Annotated in this window: 22 protein-coding genes; 16 read left to right on the top strand and 6 right to left on the bottom strand. The window is 62.0% G+C overall.

Annotated elements, in window-relative coordinates; translation table 11 throughout:
• Together HX839_RS05570 and HX839_RS05565 are read right to left on the bottom strand one after the other, a co-directional pair.
• Positions 1–288: a HigA family addiction module antitoxin gene (locus HX839_RS05570; protein WP_087693245.1), complete on the bottom strand. Its 288-nt coding sequence runs from the start codon at positions 286–288 to the stop codon at positions 1–3.
• 14 nt (positions 289–302) lie between these two features.
• Positions 303–581, bottom strand: a complete 279-nt coding sequence (locus tag HX839_RS05565) for a type II toxin-antitoxin system RelE/ParE family toxin (protein ID WP_087693244.1) — start codon at positions 579–581, stop codon at positions 303–305.
• A 487-nt stretch (positions 582–1,068) separates the two neighbouring features.
• Between HX839_RS05565 and HX839_RS05560 the strand changes: the two genes are divergently transcribed.
• The 12 genes from HX839_RS05560 to madM all read left to right on the top strand — a co-directional run bounded on the left by HX839_RS05560 (position 1,069) and on the right by madM (position 10,149).
• Positions 1,069–1,395 (top strand): DUF6124 family protein, encoded by a 327-nt coding sequence (locus tag HX839_RS05560; protein ID WP_023659313.1) that lies wholly within the window; start codon positions 1,069–1,071, stop codon positions 1,393–1,395.
• Between the two features lie 62 nt (positions 1,396–1,457).
• Positions 1,458–2,087: a nucleotidyltransferase domain-containing protein gene (locus tag HX839_RS05555; RefSeq protein WP_177066840.1), complete on the top strand. Its 630-nt coding sequence runs from the start codon at positions 1,458–1,460 to the stop codon at positions 2,085–2,087.
• The gene (locus HX839_RS05550) at positions 2,050–2,478 is read left to right on the top strand and encodes a hypothetical protein (RefSeq protein ID WP_177066839.1); all 429 of its coding nucleotides are present in this window, start codon (positions 2,050–2,052) and stop codon (positions 2,476–2,478) included. The genes HX839_RS05555 and HX839_RS05550 overlap by 38 nt, the downstream gene beginning before the upstream one ends.
• Before the next feature lie 326 nt (positions 2,479–2,804).
• Positions 2,805–4,475 carry a malonate decarboxylase subunit alpha gene (gene mdcA / locus HX839_RS05545; protein ID WP_023659312.1) on the top strand — a complete coding sequence of 557 codons (1,671 nt, stop codon included), beginning with the start codon at positions 2,805–2,807 and terminating at the stop codon, positions 4,473–4,475.
• The gene (locus tag HX839_RS05540; RefSeq protein WP_177066838.1) at positions 4,476–5,324 is read left to right on the top strand and encodes a triphosphoribosyl-dephospho-CoA synthase; all 849 of its coding nucleotides are present in this window, start codon (positions 4,476–4,478) and stop codon (positions 5,322–5,324) included.
• Positions 5,324–5,623, top strand: coding sequence for a malonate decarboxylase subunit delta (locus HX839_RS05535; RefSeq protein ID WP_003216806.1), 300 nt, complete (start codon positions 5,324–5,326; stop codon positions 5,621–5,623). The genes HX839_RS05540 and HX839_RS05535 overlap by 1 nt, the downstream gene beginning before the upstream one ends.
• On the top strand, positions 5,616–6,458 hold the full coding sequence (locus HX839_RS05530) for a biotin-independent malonate decarboxylase subunit beta (RefSeq protein WP_177041208.1): 843 nt from the start codon (positions 5,616–5,618) through the stop codon (positions 6,456–6,458). Before HX839_RS05535 ends, HX839_RS05530 begins: the two co-directional genes overlap by 8 nt.
• The gene (gene mdcE, locus HX839_RS05525) at positions 6,455–7,231 is read left to right on the top strand and encodes a biotin-independent malonate decarboxylase subunit gamma (RefSeq protein ID WP_177066837.1); all 777 of its coding nucleotides are present in this window, start codon (positions 6,455–6,457) and stop codon (positions 7,229–7,231) included. Before HX839_RS05530 ends, mdcE begins: the two co-directional genes overlap by 4 nt.
• A complete protein-coding gene (locus HX839_RS05520; protein WP_003216812.1) occupies positions 7,225–7,821 on the top strand; it encodes a malonate decarboxylase holo-ACP synthase in 597 nt (198 codons plus the stop codon). The genes mdcE and HX839_RS05520 overlap by 7 nt, the downstream gene beginning before the upstream one ends.
• A complete protein-coding gene (gene mdcH / locus HX839_RS05515) occupies positions 7,818–8,723 on the top strand; it encodes a malonate decarboxylase subunit epsilon (protein ID WP_177066836.1) in 906 nt (301 codons plus the stop codon). The genes HX839_RS05520 and mdcH overlap by 4 nt, the downstream gene beginning before the upstream one ends.
• A 246-nt stretch (positions 8,724–8,969) precedes the next feature.
• The gene (gene madL, locus HX839_RS05510) at positions 8,970–9,383 is read left to right on the top strand and encodes a malonate transporter subunit MadL (RefSeq protein ID WP_003216818.1); all 414 of its coding nucleotides are present in this window, start codon (positions 8,970–8,972) and stop codon (positions 9,381–9,383) included.
• Between the two features lies 1 nt (position 9,384).
• The gene (gene madM / locus HX839_RS05505; RefSeq protein WP_003216820.1) at positions 9,385–10,149 is read left to right on the top strand and encodes a malonate transporter subunit MadM; all 765 of its coding nucleotides are present in this window, start codon (positions 9,385–9,387) and stop codon (positions 10,147–10,149) included.
• Positions 10,150–10,305: 156 nt separating this feature from the next.
• Here madM and HX839_RS05500 read toward each other — a convergent pair whose 3' ends face one another.
• The 3 genes from HX839_RS05500 to HX839_RS05490 are packed head-to-tail and all read right to left on the bottom strand — an operon-like array spanning position 10,306 to position 12,366.
• Positions 10,306–11,220 carry a LysR substrate-binding domain-containing protein gene (locus HX839_RS05500; RefSeq protein ID WP_003216822.1) on the bottom strand — a complete coding sequence of 305 codons (915 nt, stop codon included), beginning with the start codon at positions 11,218–11,220 and terminating at the stop codon, positions 10,306–10,308.
• 37 nt (positions 11,221–11,257) lie between these two features.
• Positions 11,258–11,800, bottom strand: coding sequence for a chromate transporter (locus HX839_RS05495; protein ID WP_087693236.1), 543 nt, complete (start codon positions 11,798–11,800; stop codon positions 11,258–11,260).
• A complete protein-coding gene (locus HX839_RS05490; RefSeq protein WP_003216826.1) occupies positions 11,800–12,366 on the bottom strand; it encodes a chromate transporter in 567 nt (188 codons plus the stop codon). Before HX839_RS05490 ends, HX839_RS05495 begins: the two co-directional genes overlap by 1 nt.
• 235 nt (positions 12,367–12,601) lie before the next feature.
• On the opposite strand from HX839_RS05490, the gene HX839_RS05485 reads away from it, so the two are divergent.
• A complete protein-coding gene (locus tag HX839_RS05485) occupies positions 12,602–13,219 on the top strand; it encodes a hemolysin III family protein (protein WP_177066835.1) in 618 nt (205 codons plus the stop codon).
• On the opposite strand, the gene HX839_RS05480 is transcribed toward HX839_RS05485, so the two are convergent.
• The gene (locus tag HX839_RS05480; protein WP_177028010.1) at positions 13,214–14,116 is read right to left on the bottom strand and encodes a LysR family transcriptional regulator; all 903 of its coding nucleotides are present in this window, start codon (positions 14,114–14,116) and stop codon (positions 13,214–13,216) included. The genes HX839_RS05485 and HX839_RS05480 overlap by 6 nt on opposite strands.
• Positions 14,117–14,224: 108 nt before the next feature.
• Here HX839_RS05480 and HX839_RS05475 point away from each other — a divergent pair, with 108 nt between their 5' ends.
• From HX839_RS05475 to HX839_RS05465, 3 genes are read left to right on the top strand one after another with little or no spacing between them, the layout of a single operon-like run.
• Positions 14,225–15,466 (top strand): D-amino acid dehydrogenase, encoded by a 1,242-nt coding sequence (locus HX839_RS05475; RefSeq protein WP_003216831.1) that lies wholly within the window; start codon positions 14,225–14,227, stop codon positions 15,464–15,466.
• Positions 15,467–15,476: 10 nt separating this feature from the next.
• Positions 15,477–15,830, top strand: coding sequence for a RidA family protein (locus HX839_RS05470; RefSeq protein WP_177022320.1), 354 nt, complete (start codon positions 15,477–15,479; stop codon positions 15,828–15,830).
• Between the two features lie 27 nt (positions 15,831–15,857).
• Complete coding sequence (locus HX839_RS05465; protein WP_087693232.1) at positions 15,858–16,760, top strand: transporter substrate-binding domain-containing protein; 903 nt, start codon at positions 15,858–15,860, stop codon at positions 16,758–16,760.
• The last annotated feature ends 10 nt before the right edge of the window (positions 16,761–16,770 follow it).

Below are 16,770 nucleotides of genomic sequence, written 5' to 3'. Positions count from 1 at the left end.
TCAGTCAATCCGTGCAAACCGTTCGATTTTCGGTTGATCTCGATGCTCTGCCTGCCACAGGTCATAGGCACTTTGCATCGAAAGCCACAACCGAGCTTTGCTGATACCTGCCCGTTCAAGCCTTACCGCAAGATCCGGGCTGATTGGCGCGTGTCCGTGGAGGATTCTAGAGAATGTTTCTCTGGCGAAGCCAAGGCGCCGTGCCATTTCAGTAATGGTGATGCCCAAGGCCGGGATCACGTCCTCAAGCAGGATTTCGCCAGGGTGGGGAGGGTTATGCATGTCCATATCGATGCCTTTACTCAGTGATAGTCCAAATAATCGACCAGTTCTACTTGGTCGTTGAACATCCGAAAAATAATGCGCCAGTTACCGCTGATACTGACGGACCAGTAGTCGATCAGATCGCCTTTCAATCGGTGAAACCGCCAACCGGGCATGTCCAGTTCATCACGGTGTGTGGCTCTATTCAGAACCAGCAACACACGACGCAAGCGTTTTGCATGGTCTGCGTTGATACCTTTAGTAGAACCAGTCTCAAAAAAGACCCTGAGGCCTTTATGCTTCCAGCTAACGATCATGGCGAGATTGTGATGTGATACATCACGCTCTGCAATGGCCTTGTATCAGGTTTGGATATCAGATTCATAACGCCCAATCGGTGACATGCTTCGGACCGAAAAGGCTAGAGAGACGGGTTCCGAGCAACAACCCGAAAAGTTTGTAGGAGCAATCGGCGTGCGCTTTACAGTCGGATTTTTCCTGCAACCTCTCGCGCTGTGCATGAACTTGTTGTGCCTTGCGATCGCGCCTAGTCTTCGTGCGTCATCGCAAAAAACGGTGACACGGACGTGCAAGTCCGACGAAACTGTTTAGGCGTACAAACGCCCAGCCATCCAACGGGCGTTTTTTGTGCTCGCTGCTTTATGGCGGCTGCGCGCAGGAGGTCTTCGGACCTGCTGGGTGTCCTAAACAGGCCCGGTCTTGCACACCTGCGCACGGTCGCCACCCTTATTCGCGTGCAAGCGAACGGTGGCGCTCCTTACTCATCTGTTTAGGAGTTTCATCATGTTCAAACCTACCCCCAATCCGCCCCACAACGCTGAAATCGAACACCGCAAACTCCAGGCCGCCGCCGAGCGTGCCATGGATCATTACTTTCCGACTTCGGCTTCATCTTCACTCTTTACCGTCACCCCCTCTCAATCCACCGAAGCCCTGCTGGCCAACGCTTCTGAAACCTTTGCCTCACTCAACGCGTTGACCTCCAACCTGGCCTTTGAATTGGAAGGTTCCCAGCGCGGCGTGGTGCTGGCCATTCAGCAGATGAGTGAGCTGGGGCAGTTACTGGTTGATCAGGCACTGGAGCAGGTTGCTCCTTCTTGCGCAGCCTAAAAACTTGATCGTTCCCAAAAAGGGACCTATCGTTCCCTTTTTGGGACTCTTCGGTCGCTGCCATGCAAACCCTGCCCCTTAGCACTGCGCTATTCACCGTGACTCAGCAGAAAGTCTTGGGTTTGCTCTTTGGCAAGCCCGACCATAGCTTCTTCACCAATGAAATCGCCCGCTGGGCAAAGGTGGGCAAGGGCAGCCTGACCCGCGAGCTGGAGCGTTTGCAGTTGGCAGGCATCCTGACCTTGACGCGCCAGGGCAACCAAACCCACTACCAGGCCAATCCGCAGTGCCCCATCTACTCGGAGCTGGTGGCCATCGTGCGCAAGACCCTGAGCCTGGACGAGCCATTGCGCAACGCACTGGCTCCATTTGCCGCGCAACTGAAGTGGGCATTTATCTACGGTTCCATCGCCAAGGGCGAGGCGCACTCATCCAGTGACATAGATCTGATGCTGATCGGCGAAAACCTCAACTACAGTGAAGTCATGGAGCAGCTCATGCCGCTGGAAGAGCAACTGGGCCGCACCATCAACCCGACGCTCTATACCCCCGAAGACTGGATCGGCAAATGGAATGCCGGTAACAGTTTTGTGCAAAGGGTGGCGGAGCAGGACAAGATCAACCTGATTGGGGAAAACCCCGTGGAGTCCAAGGATGGACAGCAAGGCCAACCTGGAGAACCTGCAACGTAGTGGTGGCTTGAAGGCAGAGCCGCCGGATCGCAAGGAATGTGATGGGTTGATGCGCTCTGCCCGTGATCGATTGAAGGACGCCAAAACCCCGCAATTATCTTTCGCCAGCCGTTTTGATTTGGCTTACAACGCGGCCCACGCAATCGCCCTCACAGCCTTGCGCTTGCACGGCTATCGCTCGGACAAGCGCTATCTGGTGTTCCAATGCCTGGTTCATACCACCGCAGCCAACAAGGTTCAGGTAAGACTGTTTGCGCTATGCCACGAGCGCCGCAACCTGGCGGAATATGAAGGGTATATGGATGAGGATGAGGGGTTGTTGGAGCAACTGATTGCGCATACTCAAGCGCTGTTGATGGAGGTCGAACAGTGGGTGACTCATCAGAAATAGCGGCTGGGTGATGAAGCGAGATCGGTCCCAAAAAGGGACTGATCGTTCCCATTTTGGGACTTCTGCGCACGTTCTCACGAACAGCGGTGAGCAAATGTGGGAGCGGGCTTGCTCGCGAATATGGTGTGTCAGTACCCGATTTATCAACTGACCCACCGCATTCGCGAGCAAGCCCGCTCCCACATTTGAACTGTGTTGAGCCCGAGCCTCAGCATTTGCTGATGAACCATTACTCCAATCGTAACGGTTCACCGCCCAGCTTGATTGATGCCCCCCCAATACCCTCCTAAGGTACAGCCCACGACAGCAAATCCCGTGGAGCGACCATGACAACAACAACTTCCCCCGACTCGCGCTGGACGCGGCGGCGCGATGAGAAGCAGCGCCGCCTCGCCTTGGTGCGATCCTTCGCCGATGGCGCCGTACTCCCCAGCGAGCGCATTGTCGAAGCCCTGGAAGCCCTGATCCTCCCCGGCGACCGCGTGGTGCTGGAAGGCAACAACCAGAAGCAGGCCGATTTCCTCTCGCGCTCCCTGGCCAAGGCCGACCCCGCCAAGCTCCACGACCTGCACATGATCATGCCCAGCGTCGGCCGCTCCGAGCACCTGGACCTGTTTGAAAAGGGCATCGCCCGCAAGCTGGATTTCTCCTTTGCCGGCACCCAGTCCCTGCGCATCAGCCAGTTGCTGGAAGACGGCCTGTTGGAAATCGGCGCGATTCATACCTACATCGAACTCTACGCGCGGCTGGTGGTGGACCTGATCCCCAACGTCGTGCTCTCCGCCGGTTTCATGGCCGACCGCGCCGGCAATATCTACACCGGCCCCAGCACCGAAGACACACCCGCGCTGATCGAGCCGGCCGCCTTCAGCGATGGCATCGTGATCGTCCAGGTCAACCAGTTGGTGGATGACGTCACCGATCTGCCGCGCGTTGATATTCCGGCAAGCTGGGTCGACTTCGTGGTGGTCGCCGACAAGCCTTTCTACATTGAACCGCTGTTCACCCGCGACCCACGGCACATCAAGCCGGTGCATGTGTTGATGGCGATGATGGCGATCCGTGGCATCTACGAAAAACACAACGTTCAGTCCCTGAACCACGGCATCGGTTTCAACACCGCCGCCATCGAATTGATCCTGCCGACCTACGGTGAATCCCTGGGGCTGAAGGGCAAGATCTGCCGCAACTGGACGCTCAATCCGCACCCGACTTTGATCCCGGCTATCGAAAGCGGCTGGGTGGAAAGCGTGCATTGTTTCGGCACCGAACTGGGCATGGAAAACTACATCGCCGCTCGCCCGGATGTGTTCTTCACCGGCCGCGACGGCTCGTTGCGTTCCAACCGGATGTTCTGCCAGCTGGCTGGCCAATACGCGGTGGATCTGTTTATCGGCGCCACCTTGCAGGTCGATGGCGACGGTCATTCCTCCACCGTTACCCGTGGCCGCCTCGCCGGTTTTGGTGGTGCGCCGAACATGGGCCACGACCCGCGCGGTCGCCGCCATGGCACACCCGCCTGGCTCGACATGCGCCACGACGACGCCCCGGAAGCCTTGCTCGAACGCGGCAAAAAGCTCGTGGTGCAGATGGTCGAGACGTTCCAGGAAGGTGGTAAACCCACCTTCGTCGAAACCCTCGACGCGGTGGAAGTCGCCCGCAAAAGCGGCATGCCCCTGGCGCCGATCATGATCTACGGCGATGACGTCACGCACCTGCTCACCGAAGAAGGCATCGCCTACCTGTATAAGGCCCGTTCCTTGGAAGAGCGCCAGGCGATGATCGCCGCCGTGGCCGGGGTGACCGCCATCGGCTTGCGCCACAACCCCAAGGACACCGCACGCATGCGTCGCGAGGGCTTGATTGCGCTGCCCGAAGACCTCGGCATCCGCCGCACCGACGCTACCCGCGAGCTGCTGGCCGCCAAGAGCGTGGCCGATCTGGTGGAGTGGTCCGGTGGCTTGTACAACCCGCCCGCCAAGTTCAGGAGCTGGTAAATGCACGCACTCAAACTGCACGACCTGACGCTGGCCGAACGCCTGGCCGACATGGCCGTCGACGCGTTGATCGATGAGGCAGACCTGTCGCCGAAACCCGCCCTGGTAGACCGTCGCGGCAACGGTGCCCATAACGATTTGCACCTCGGCTTGATGCACGCCTCGGCGCTGTCGTTGTGGCCGGCGTTCAAGGAAATGGCCGAAGTGGCGATCGAATGTGGCGAAGTGGGTTTGCCCTTGCGTGAAGCCCTCGGGCGGATCGGTCGCGAAGGCGAACAGGCAATGCTCGTCACCACCAGCGGCGTAAATACTCATCGCGGTGCGATCTGGGCCCTCGGCCTGTTAGTCGCCGCTGCCGCACTGCAACCCGAATCCTGCACTGCCAACGCAGTGACGTTGCGTGCTGCCCGCCTGGCCTTGCTCAACGACCGTTACGCACCTCAACCGCTGAGCCACGGCGCCCAGGTCGCACAACGCTACGGCGCTCGCGGCGCCCGTGAAGAAGCGCAACTGGGCTTCCCGTCAGTGCTGCAACGCGGCCTGCCACAGCTGAAAAAAAGCCGCCTGCAACAACACGGCGAACAGAACGCGCGCCTCGATGCCTTGCTGGCGATCATGACGGACCTGGCCGACACCTGCGTGCTCTACCGCGCCGGCCCTGAAGGCTTGCAGGCCATGCAACAAGGCGCCCAAGCGGTGCTGGACGCCGGCGGCAGTGCAAGCCTCGCCGGCCGCCGCCAACTGCATGAGCTGGACCAGCAACTGCTGGCGCTGAATGCCTCCCCCGGTGGCGCCGCCGACCTGTTGGCCGCCTGCCTGTTTATCGACCGCCTCGACGGAGCGCTGTGATGGAAACCTTATCCTTTGAATTCCCCGCCGGGCAGCCCGCCAAGGGCCGCGCGCTGGTGGGTTGCGTCGGCTCCGGCGACCTGGAAGTGCTGCTGGAACCGGGCACCGCCGGCACCCTGACGATTCAGGTGCAGACCTCGGTCAATGGTGCGCAGCTACGTTGGCAGCACCTGTTTGAACGGATCTTCCAGGAGCAGACACCTCCCGCATTGAACATCGATATCCACGACTTTGGCGCCACACCCGGCGTGGTGCGCTTGCGCCTGGAGCAGGGTTTCGAGGAGATCGGTCATGACTGACTTGCTGAACAAACACAGCTTCGTCGAACTCGGCGCCCGGCAGCGGGCCAAGGCCTTGCTCGATGCGGGCAGCTATCGCGAATTGATCGATCCGTTCCAGCGCGTCATGTCGCCATGGCTGAGTCGCCAGGGCGTGGTGCCTCAGGCAGATGACGGCGTGGTGATCGCCAAGGGCAGCATCGCCGGCTTGCCGGTGGTCATCGCCGCTATCGAAGGCAATTTCCAGGGCGGCAGCCTCGGTGAAGTCGGCGGCGCGAAGATGGCCGGCGCACTGGAACTGGCCGCCGAGGACAACCGCAACGGCATCCCGACGCGCGCCATCCTGCTGCTGGAAACCGGCGGCGTGCGCTTGCAGGAAGCCAACCTGGGCTTGGCCGCGATTGCCGATATCCACGCGGCGATTGTCGACCTGCGCCAGTACCAGCCGGTAATCGGCGTGGTGGCCGGCAGCGTCGGTTGCTTTGGTGGCATGTCCATCGCGGCGGGCCTGTGCAGTTATCTGCTGGTGACCCGCGAGGCGCGCCTTGGCCTGAACGGCCCGCAGGTGATCGAACAGGAAGCCGGGCTTGAGGAATACGACTCCCGCGACCGGCCCTTCATCTGGAGCCTGACCGGCGGTGAGCAACGCTTTAACAGCGGCTTGGCCGACCGGTATGTGGCCGACGACGTGGCGCAGATTCAGCAGCAAATCACTGAGCTGCTGCAACAAGGCTTGCCGGAAAAACAGCGCAGCCGTCAGGTTGATCACTATCTGGAACGCCTGGCCGCACTGAACGCCGAACCGCAAATCGACCCGGCGACTGTTCGCGATCTGTATCAGGGAGAACGCTCATGAGAGGTTTGCAGTGGTTCAACGCATTGAGCGGCGACGCAGCGCCAGTGAGCGGTTTGCCGAACTCGCTGAAAGTTGCCGACGGTGTGCTCGGTGATCAGCCAGTGCGCTTTATCGCGGTGGTCACCGACCCACAAAACCGCTTCCCTCGCGCTCGCAACGGTGAAGTCGGTTTGCTGGAAGGCTGGGGCTTGGCCAAGGCCGTTGATGAGGCGATCAACACCGGCGACAAGCGTCCGCTGATTGCCATCGTGGATGTGCCGAGCCAGGCCTACGGTCGTCGCGAAGAGGCCTTGGGCATTCACCAGGCATTGGCCGCCGCTGCCGACAGCTACGCCCGTGCCCGCCTGGCCGGTCACCCGGTGATCGCGCTGCTGGTGGGCAAGGCGATGTCCGGCGCCTTCCTCGCCCATGGTTACCAGGCCAACCGCCTGATTGCCCTGCGCGACCCCGGCGTGATGGTGCATGCCATGGGCAAGGCTTCGGCGGCGCGGGTAACCCTGCGCAGTGTTGAAGAGCTGGAAACCCTGGCCGCCAGCGTGCCGCCGATGGCCTATGACATCGACAGTTATGCCAGCCTCGGCTTGCTCTGGGAGACCTTGTCGGTCAGCCAGATCGAGCAGCCCACCAGCGAAGATGTGGCGCGTGTCAGCGATTGCCTGGTGCAGGCGATCAAGGATGTGCAGGCCGGCGGTCGGGATCTGAGCGGTCGCTTGGGCGCCGCCAATCGCGCGGCCTCCAGCCACGTGCGCCAACTGCTGCGGGAGCAATGGTGAACGCTCACGACTTGCTCTGGGGCATGACCCCGGCGCATGCGCCCGCTGATGCACCGGCCTGGGTGCTGGAAGCATTGGCCGCTGGGCATCCGGTGGTGGTGCGGCGTGCCGTCGCGTCGCCGGGCCAGGTAGCGGTGGGGGTACGCGGGCGCTTGCGCGAGCAGCGCTTCGCCGCCGTGATGCCGATGGCGGCGGTGCAGCGGCGCGTGGTGCCGGAAGACCTGCGCGGTGTGATCTCGCCAAGGGATTTGCCGGCGTTGCAGGCCCTCGCTCAGTTGCGACCGGTGCTGGCGGGAGAGAGTTGGGGCGTCACCGGCAGTGCGGGTTTCGAGTTGGCCAGCGGCGTCGAAGCGCTGCATGCCAAGAGCGATCTGGATTTGATTCTGCGCACGCCCGAGCGGCTTGAACGCAGCGATGCAGAGGACCTGCTGGCGATACTGGATACGGCGGTGTGCGCCGTGGACCTGCAACTGCAAACGCCGTTTGGCGCGGTCGCGTTGCGTGAATGGGCCGGTGGTTCGCGTCGCGTGCTGCTGAAGAACGCCAGCGGCGCGCAGTTGGTGCTCGACCCGTGGCAGGCCGTGGCATGAGTAGCCTCCTGGCATTCCCGGGGCAGGGCGCCCAGCGTCCCGGCATGCTCCAGCAACTGCCGCGTGCGGTGCTGGACGAAGCCAGTGCTGCCCTCAATGAGGATGTACTTACCCTGGATTCTGCCGAAGCGCTGGCCTCGACCCGTGCCGTGCAGCTCTGCCTGTTGATTGCCGGTGTGGCCAGTGCGCGTTTGCTGGAACACACCCCCGATTACGTCGCCGGCCTGTCCATTGGTGCCTATCCGGCCGCCGTGATCGCCGGCTCGCTGGACTTTGCCGACGCGTTGAAACTCGTCAGCCTGCGCGGCGAATTGATGCAACACGCGTATCCCCACGGCTACGGCATGACCGCCCTTATCGGCCCGGACCTGTCCACCGTCGAAGCCTTGCTTGCTCAGGTCCACAGCCCGCAAACCCCGGTTTACCTGGCCAATATCAATGCCGACAACCAGACGGTCATCGCCGGCAGCGATGAGGCCATGAAGGCGGTCGCCAATCTGGTGCGCGGCAACGGCGTCGCCAAACGCCTGGCCGTCAGCGTGCCGTCCCATTGCGTGCTGCTGGAAAAGCCCGCCGAAGCACTGGCTCAAGCCTTCGCCCAAGTGACACTGAAACCGCCGAGCATCACCTACCTGAGCAGCACCCGCGCCCGGCCGATCCACAACACCGAACACCTGCGCGACGACCTCGCCTTCAACATGTGCCGCATCGTCGACTGGCGCGGCACCGTGCAAAGCGCCTTCGAGCGCGGTGTGCGCCTGCATATCGAACTGCCTCCCGGTGCCGTGCTTACGGGCCTCGCGCGCCGGGTGTTCGAGCAAGGCACCGTCATCGCCTTCGAAGGCGCCCGCCTGGACACCTTGCAGGCCTTGCTGCGAGAGGAGGGAAACCATCACCGATAGAGCTCCACCAAGGCTGATGCTGGTCGGTCAAGAGATAGAGCGGGTCACCAATGACCTGTGGCGAGGGAGCGTGCTCCCGTTGGAGTGCGCAGCGCTCCGAGGATTTCAGGGCCGCTACGCAGCCCAACGGGAGCAAGCTCCCTCGCCACAGGTACGGTATTCATCTTTATCGGATCGGCATTGCCGCCCAAGGCTTTCGAAGCACAAAAACAACAATTTCGATGAAGCACTTTGAGGACAACCATCATGATTATTTACGGTGTGGCGTTGCTGGCGATCTGCATGTTGGCCGGCGTGATTCTGGGCGACATGCTCGGCGTGTTGCTGGGAGTCAAATCCAACGTGGGCGGGGTGGGGATCGCGATGATCCTGCTGATCTGCGCACGGTTGTGGATGCACAAACACGGCGGCATGACCAAGGAATGCGAGATGGGTGTCGGCTTCTGGGGTGCCATGTACATCCCGGTGGTGGTGGCGATGGCGGCGCAACAGAACGTGGTGACCGCGCTGCACGGCGGCCCGGTGGCGGTGCTGGCGGCGATTGGTTCGGTGGTGGTGTGCGGTTGCACGATTGCCTTGATCAGCCGCACGCACAAGGGCGAACCGCTGCCCGATGAAGAGCCGCTGATTGCGGCTGCACCTGTCGCGGGAGGTCGCTGATATGTGGGAACTCATCGAGAAAGGCCTGGCAAATAACGGCTTGGTCACCGCCTTTGCATTTGTCGGCGTGGTGATGTGGATTTCGGTGGTGCTGTCCAAGCGCCTGACCTTCGGACGCATCCACGGCTCAGCCATCGCGATTGTGATCGGGCTGGTGCTGGCCTGGGTGGGCGGCACCTTGACCGGCGGGCAGAAAGGCCTGGCGGACGTGGCGCTGTTTTCCGGGATCGGCTTGATGGGCGGTGCCATGCTGCGGGACTTTGCCATCGTGGCCACGGCATTTGAAGTACAGGCCACCGAGGCGCGCAAGGCCGGCTTGATTGGTGCGATTGCCTTGCTGCTGGGCACGGTGCTGCCGTTTATTGTGGGCGCGAGTATCGCCTGGGCGTTTGGTTATCGCGATGCGATCAGCATGACCACCATCGGCGCGGGCGCGGTGACGTACATCGTCGGGCCGGTGACCGGGGCGGCGTTGGGTGCAAGCTCGGATGTGGTGGCGCTGTCCATCGCGACTGGGTTGATCAAGGCGATCCTGGTGATGGTGGGCACGCCCATGGCGGCACGCTGGATGGGCCTGGATAACCCGCGCTCGGCGATGGTGTTCGGTGGTTTGGCCGGCACGGTGAGCGGTGTGACGGCAGGCCTGGCGGCGACGGACCGGCGGTTGGTGCCGTATGGCGCACTGACCGCCACCTTTCACACCGGGCTTGGGTGCTTGCTGGGGCCGTCGGTGCTGTACTTCATCGTGCGCGGGATTGTCGGCTGACCCGAGAGGTGTCGACCGCTTTTGTGGCGAGGGAGCTTGCTCCCGCTGGAGCGCGAAGCGGTCCCAATGCATTCATCCTGAAACAACACGGGCGCTGATTTTACGACTGCTGCGCAGCCGAACGGGAGCAAGCTCCCTCGCCACAGGGGATCATTGTCAGGTTTGGCGGTTCGCATACATCCGGCACTCCGCCAACAGCGCGAGCAGGTTCGGGTCGCGTTCCTTGGCTTTCAGAAACACCACGCCAATGTGCTGCTGCAAACGGTAGCGCGGTTGCAGGGGAATCAGCTTCACCCGGTTCTCGTACACCGCCGCAATCCGTCCCGGCAGCAGCGCATAACCCACGCCCGAACTGACCATGCTCAGCAGGGTGAAGATGTCGTTGACCTGCATCGCCACCTTCGGCTCGAACCCCGCCTGCTTGAATACGCGGTTGCCATCCTGATGGGTGGCGAAGCCTTGGGTGAGGGTGATGAAGGTGGCGTCGCGCACGTCCGCCAGGTCGATTTCCTGCTCGCGGTCGAAGGGTGAATCGGCCGGGGTGGCGAGGAAGATGTCGTCGGAAAACAGCGCGATCTGCTCGCAGTCCGGATCGTTGGCGTGCTCGTCGAGGGAGATCAGGATCGCATCGACTTCCATGTTCTTCAGCTTGTACAGCAGGTCGAAATTGGAGCCGAGGATCAGGTCGATATTCAGCTCGCTACGGCGAATCTTCAGCCCCATGATCAACTGCGGCACGGTCTTCACCGTCAGCGAATACAGCGAGCCCAGCTTGAAGCGCTCGGCGGAAAAGCCGGCGGCCTCGCGGGTCACCCGCACGCTGTCGACCACATCCTGCACCAGCTTCTGCGCACGCTCTTCCAGCACATAGGCGCTTTCCAGCGGCGTGAGGTTGCGCCCTTCGTGCTTGAACAGCGGGCAGCGCAGGGCGTTTTCCAGGGAGTGGATCGCCCGGTGCACGCTGACGTTGCTGGTCTGCAGTTCAGCCGCCGCCCGCGCCAGGTTGCCGGTGCGCATGAACGCCAGGAAGATTTCCAGCTTCTTGAGGGTGAACTCTTCGTCGATCAGCATGGGCGTGACTCTTGTTCGAATGCCGTCGATTGTGCCCCTAAAACCAGTTCACTCCCAGCCATGCACTGCACAGGCCTAACACTACGCCGAGGATGATCAGCCAGATCGCGTTGAGTCTTGTGTAATACACCACGGCAGCGCTGGCCAGGGTCAGTACCAGGCTGGTGGCGTTGTTTTCCAGGCTGTTCATCAGGATGTAGCTGGCGGCCAGGATCAGCCCGATGGAGATCGGCAGCAGGCTGCCTTTGACCCGCTGCACCCACGGGGTTTTGCTGTGTTTTTCCAGCCAGCCGGCGCCGAAGTAGGTGAGCACCGAGCAGGGCACCAGCTTGGCGGTCAGGGCCACCAGGGCGCCGGGCAACCCGGCGGCTTGCTGGCCGATAAATACCAGGAACATGCCATTGGGCCCCGGCAAGGCCTGGGACAAGGCGAAGAAGGCGACGAACTGGGCGTCGGTGATCCAGTTCATGTCGGTGACGGTGTAGCGGTGGATATCGCTCAGGGCCACGGTGTTGCCGCCAATCGCCATCAGCGACCACAGCGCGCATTGGATCATCAGGTGAAACAGCACGCTCTGCATCAGCCGGCCACCTTCTGCTTGCCCATGAAGCTCAAGGCCAACGAGCTGGGAATGCAGATCAGCAAGACCATCCACAACGGCAGCACCAGCACCGCCATCAACACGAAGGTCAGGACGAACGCGCTGTAGTTGGCCAGGGTCCTGGGCATGGCCTTGAGCAGGCGTAAGGTGGTGCCGAGCATCAGCCCGGTGGCGATCGGCATCACCGCGCCGAAGATCTGCTGCACCACGTCATGGCTCCACCATTTGGCATAGGCGAAGCCGGCCAGCACGGTGATCAGCGAGGGGAACAGATACAAGCCGACCACGGTCACAACCGCACCCGGCAAGCCGTGCAGGCGCCGACCGTAGATGATGCCGACGTTGGCGATATTCGGCCCGGGGAAAAATTGGCCGGTGGTCAGCAACTCGTTGAAGCCTTGTTCGCTGACCCACTGCCTGCGGTCGACCATCATCTGCCGCGCCCAGGGCATCACGCCGCCAAAGCCGAACAGGCCGACCATGGCGAAGTTGTAAAACAATTGCCACAGACTCGGGTGGGGCTGGGCAGGTTCGAGGTCGGGCATGGGCGTTACCGATGAGGGGCTTTTATGTAGGAGCTGGCTTGCCTGCGATAGCGGTGGGTCAGACATGCATCTGCTGCTGATACACCGCTATCGCCGGCAAGCCAGCTCCCACAGGATGAAGCGAATCATCCATCGGCATGTGTATTTGGGCAAATGAAGAAAGGTTGTTACCTGATATTGGGTGGGTGACGTCAGAATGGTCGAGGTGATAACCGTTATTCGAGGTGAGTGACACATGTATCACGGGGAACGATTCAACGCCTGGAGCCACTTGCTCGGGGCGGTTGCGGCTTTTGTGGGTGCGGTATGGATGTTGGTGGTGGCCGGTATGGACGGCAACCCCTGGAAGATTGTCAGCGTGGCCATTTACGGTTTCACGTTGCTGGTGCTGTACAGCGCGTCGACCGTGTACCACAGCGTGCGCGGGCGCAAGAAAGCGATCATGCAGAAGGTGGATCACTTTTCGATCTACCTGCTGATCGCAGGCAGTTACACGCCGTTTTGCCTGGTGACGCTGCGCGGGCCGTGGGGCTGGACGCTGTTCGGGATTGTGTGGGGGCTGGCGGTGATCGGCATCCTGCAGGAGATCAAGCCACGCTCCGAGGCGCGGATTTTGTCGATCGTGATCTATGCGGTGATGGGCTGGATTGTGCTGGTGGCGGTCAAGCCGCTGATTGCTGCGCTGGGGCCTACCGGGTTTGCCTGGCTGGCGTCGGGCGGGGTGCTGTATACCGTGGGCATTATTTTCTTTGCCTTGGAGGACCGCTTGCGGCACTCCCACGGGATCTGGCATTTGTTCGTGATTGGCGGCAGCCTGCTGCATTTCGTGGCGATCATGGGGTACGTGTTATAGCCGGTCCAATTGCTCATGGGCCCGGCTGCCGAAGATCTCCAACAGGCTCGCCAGCATATGCGGCGGCGGTTCGTCGGCGCGGGTCAGGGCGTACAAGGTGATTGGCAGCGGCGGCGCAAGGGGGCGAATGCAAGTAGTGGCCGGTGATGCGCCGAGGGCGGTGAACGGATCAATCACCGCCAGCCCGGCGCCGGATTCGACCATGGCCCTGGCCAGGGAATAGGTCTGCACTGCGATGCTGACCCGTGGCGGTGGATCGACCGCTTCCAGGTAGCTGTCCAGCTTCGCCGACAACGGGTCGGCGCTGGACAGGCCAATCAACGGCGCGCCCGCCAGGGCCATCAGCGGCAACGGTTTGCCTAGCTCGTTTTCCTTCCAGTAACCCTGCGGCGCCAGCGCCACCAGCACGCCGTGGGCCAACGGCTGGGCGTTCAGCCCTGGGTGATCGGGCGGTTGCAGGGTCAGCGCCACGTCGACCTCACGCATCAACAGGTTTTGCACCAGCTCGCGGCTGTGGGCGCTGGACAGCTCGCAGGCGATGTCCGGGTAGCGTTGGGTCCATTCGCGGATGGCCGGCGGCAGCAACGACAAGGCCAGCGCGGGTGTGGCGCCGATACGCAGGCTCTGGCCCGGCTCGCGGCGCAGGTTCTGCGCCAGGCGCCGCACGCCTTGCAGGCTTTCGGTCACCTTGTCGACTTCGCGCTCCAGCGCTAGCGCTTCCGGGGTTGGCTGCAGCTTGCCGCGTATACGCAGGAACAGCGGGAACCCCAACTGCAACTCGGCGTGCTGCAGCACCTTGCTCACCGCCGGCTGCGAGACATGCAGCAACTGGGCGGCGGCGCTGATGGAACCGGTCTGGCGGATGGCCTGGAAGATTTCGATATGACGCAAGCGCATGGGCAGTCCATAACCTTTGTTTATGGGTGACCCATCTTTATTCATTGTCCCGCCGCTGTCACCTGCCTCTAACCTTCAAGCCTGACATCGCACGGTTAAGGGACGCACATGGCTCAGCAGGTTTGCATCATCGGTGGCGGGGTTATCGGCCTGGCGAGTGCCTATGCGCTGGTGCGTGCCGGCATGCAGGTGACGGTGGTCGAAGCCCGGGAAACCCTGGGCAGCGAGACCAGCTTCGCCAACGGCGGGCAACTGTCCTACCGCTATGTCGCGCCGTTGGCCGACAAGGGCGTACCGTTGCAAGCCATCGGCTGGATGCTGCGCGGTGACTCGCCGCTGAAGCTGCGCCCGCGCATGGACCCGGCGCAGTGGCGCTGGATGGCCTCGTTCCTGGGCGCCTGCCGTGGCTCGGTGAACCAGCGCAATGCGGCCCACCTGCTGCGCCTGGCGTCCTTGAGCCAGGGCACCCTGCAACGCTGGCGTGAAGAAGACCAACTGGGCGGTTTCCACTGGCGGCGCAACGGCAAGCTGGTGACCTTTCGCAGCCTCGACAGCTATGAACGCGCCTTGAATAAAGTGACCGACCCGCTGCAACAGCAAGTGCTCTCGGCGGCGGACTGCGCACGGCTGGAACCGACCCTGGACAGCGCCAGTTTTGCCGGCGGCATCTATACGCCCAATGAGGAGGTCGGCGACTGCCATGGGTTCTGCCAACAACTGGCGGCGCGCCTTGAAGCGTCGGGGCGCTGCACGTTCCTGATGGGGCGCAAGGTGACGGCGATTCGTCACAGCGCAGGCGCCGTGCAGGCTATCGAAATGGGCAGTGAAGTCTTGCCGGTGCAGCACCTGGTGCTGGCCGCCGGGCACCGCAGCCCCGAGCTGGCCTTGCCGGGTATGTCACTGCCGCTGTATCCCCTCAAGGGTTACAGCCTGAGCGTGCCGATTGGCGCGCAGCATCAGGCGCCGAACATCAGCATCACCGATTACGACCGCAAGATCGTCTACGCGCGCATCGGTGAGCAACTGCGGGTGGCGGCGATGGTGGATATTGTCGGCTTCGACACCCGCCTGGAACCCAAGCGCCTGGCGCTGATTAAACGCCAGGCACTTGAGACGTTCCCGCTGGCCGGTGACTACCAGCACGCGGTCGAATGGGCCGGTATGCGCCCGGCCACGCCTACCGGCGTGCCGTTGATTGGTGCCAGCGCCTACAGCAACCTGTGGCTTAACCTCGGCCACGGCGCCCTCGGGTTTACCCTGGCTTGCGGCAGCGGCCAGGTACTGGCCGAGTTGATTGGCCGGCACACCACTTCCATTGATATGCAGGGCTTCGCGCCCCGAGCCGCTTGAGGATATTTCGATGACCATCACCCGAATCAACAGCAACAGCCGCTTGTCTGGCGCCGTGGTTTTTCAGGATTTGGTGTTCCTGTCCGGCCAGGTGCCGGGCGAAGGCCGTGATGTAAAGACCCAGACCGAAGAGGTGCTGGCCAGGATTGATGCACTGCTGGCCGAGGCCGGCAGCGACAAGGATCATCTGCTGAATGCGACCATCTACCTGAACAATATCCAGGAGGGTTTTGCGCCGATGAATGAAGTCTGGTCCGCCTGGCTATCGCCGGGGCAGGCACCGACGCGCACCACGTTGCAGGCGCAGTTGGCGCGACCGGACGTGCTGGTCGAGATCAGTGTCATTGCGGTGCGCCGTACCTGAACCTTTAACCACCAACGGAGAATAACAATGCAAAAAATCACGTTGATCGGCTGCACCCTGGGGCTGTTGTTGGGGGCTCAGGCCCATGCCACCGAGGCCCCCTTGGACGGTACGCTTAGCAAGATCGCCAACGCCAGGAGCATCACCCTCGGCTACCGCGATGCCTCGGTGCCGTTTTCCTATGTGGGGGATCACAGCGGCAAGCCCATGGGCTATTCGGTGGAGCTGGCGAACAAGATCGTCGAGCGTATCCAGCAGAAAACCGGTGTGCCGAAGCTCAACGTGAAGTACAACCTGGTGACTTCCCAGACCCGCATTGCCCTGGTGCAAAACGGCACCGTGGACCTGGAATGCGGTTCCACCGGCGTGACCGCCGAGCGGCAGAAGCAGGTAGCGTTTTCCTACGGGTTTATCTACGTGAAGGGCCAGTTGCTGACGGCCAACGACAGCGGCATCAAAAGCTTCGCCGACCTGCAAGGCAAGAACGTGGTAACCACCGCCGGTACTACCAACGAGCGGTTCCTCAAGAGCTACAACGTCGATCACAAACTGAACATGTCGGTGATCAGCGCCAAGGACCACGGCGAAGCCTTCCAGATGCTGCAATCCGGCCGGGCGGCGGCGTTCTACATGGATGACGCGTTGCTCTACGGCGAGCGCGCCAAGGCCAGGGACCCGCACAAGTGGGTGGTGGTCGGGGAAGAACAGTCGCGGGAAATCTACAGCTGCATGGTGCGCAAGGACGACCCGCAGTTTCTCGCGGTGGTCAACGAGACCCTGGCCGGGCTGTACAGCTCGGGGGAGATCAACGGGATTTACCAGCGCTGGTTTGAGCAGCCGATCCCGCCCAAGGGCTTGAACCTGGAATTCCCGATGACCAGTGAGTTGAAGGCGATTATTGCGACGCCTGTGAGTGACCCAGTGGAGTAGCGGAGTGCAA

This window comes from Pseudomonas sp. I8001 (assembly GCF_013385345.1).
Taxonomy (GTDB): domain Bacteria; phylum Pseudomonadota; class Gammaproteobacteria; order Pseudomonadales; family Pseudomonadaceae; genus Aquipseudomonas.
This window is presented reverse-complemented; position numbering and strand designations above follow the sequence as displayed.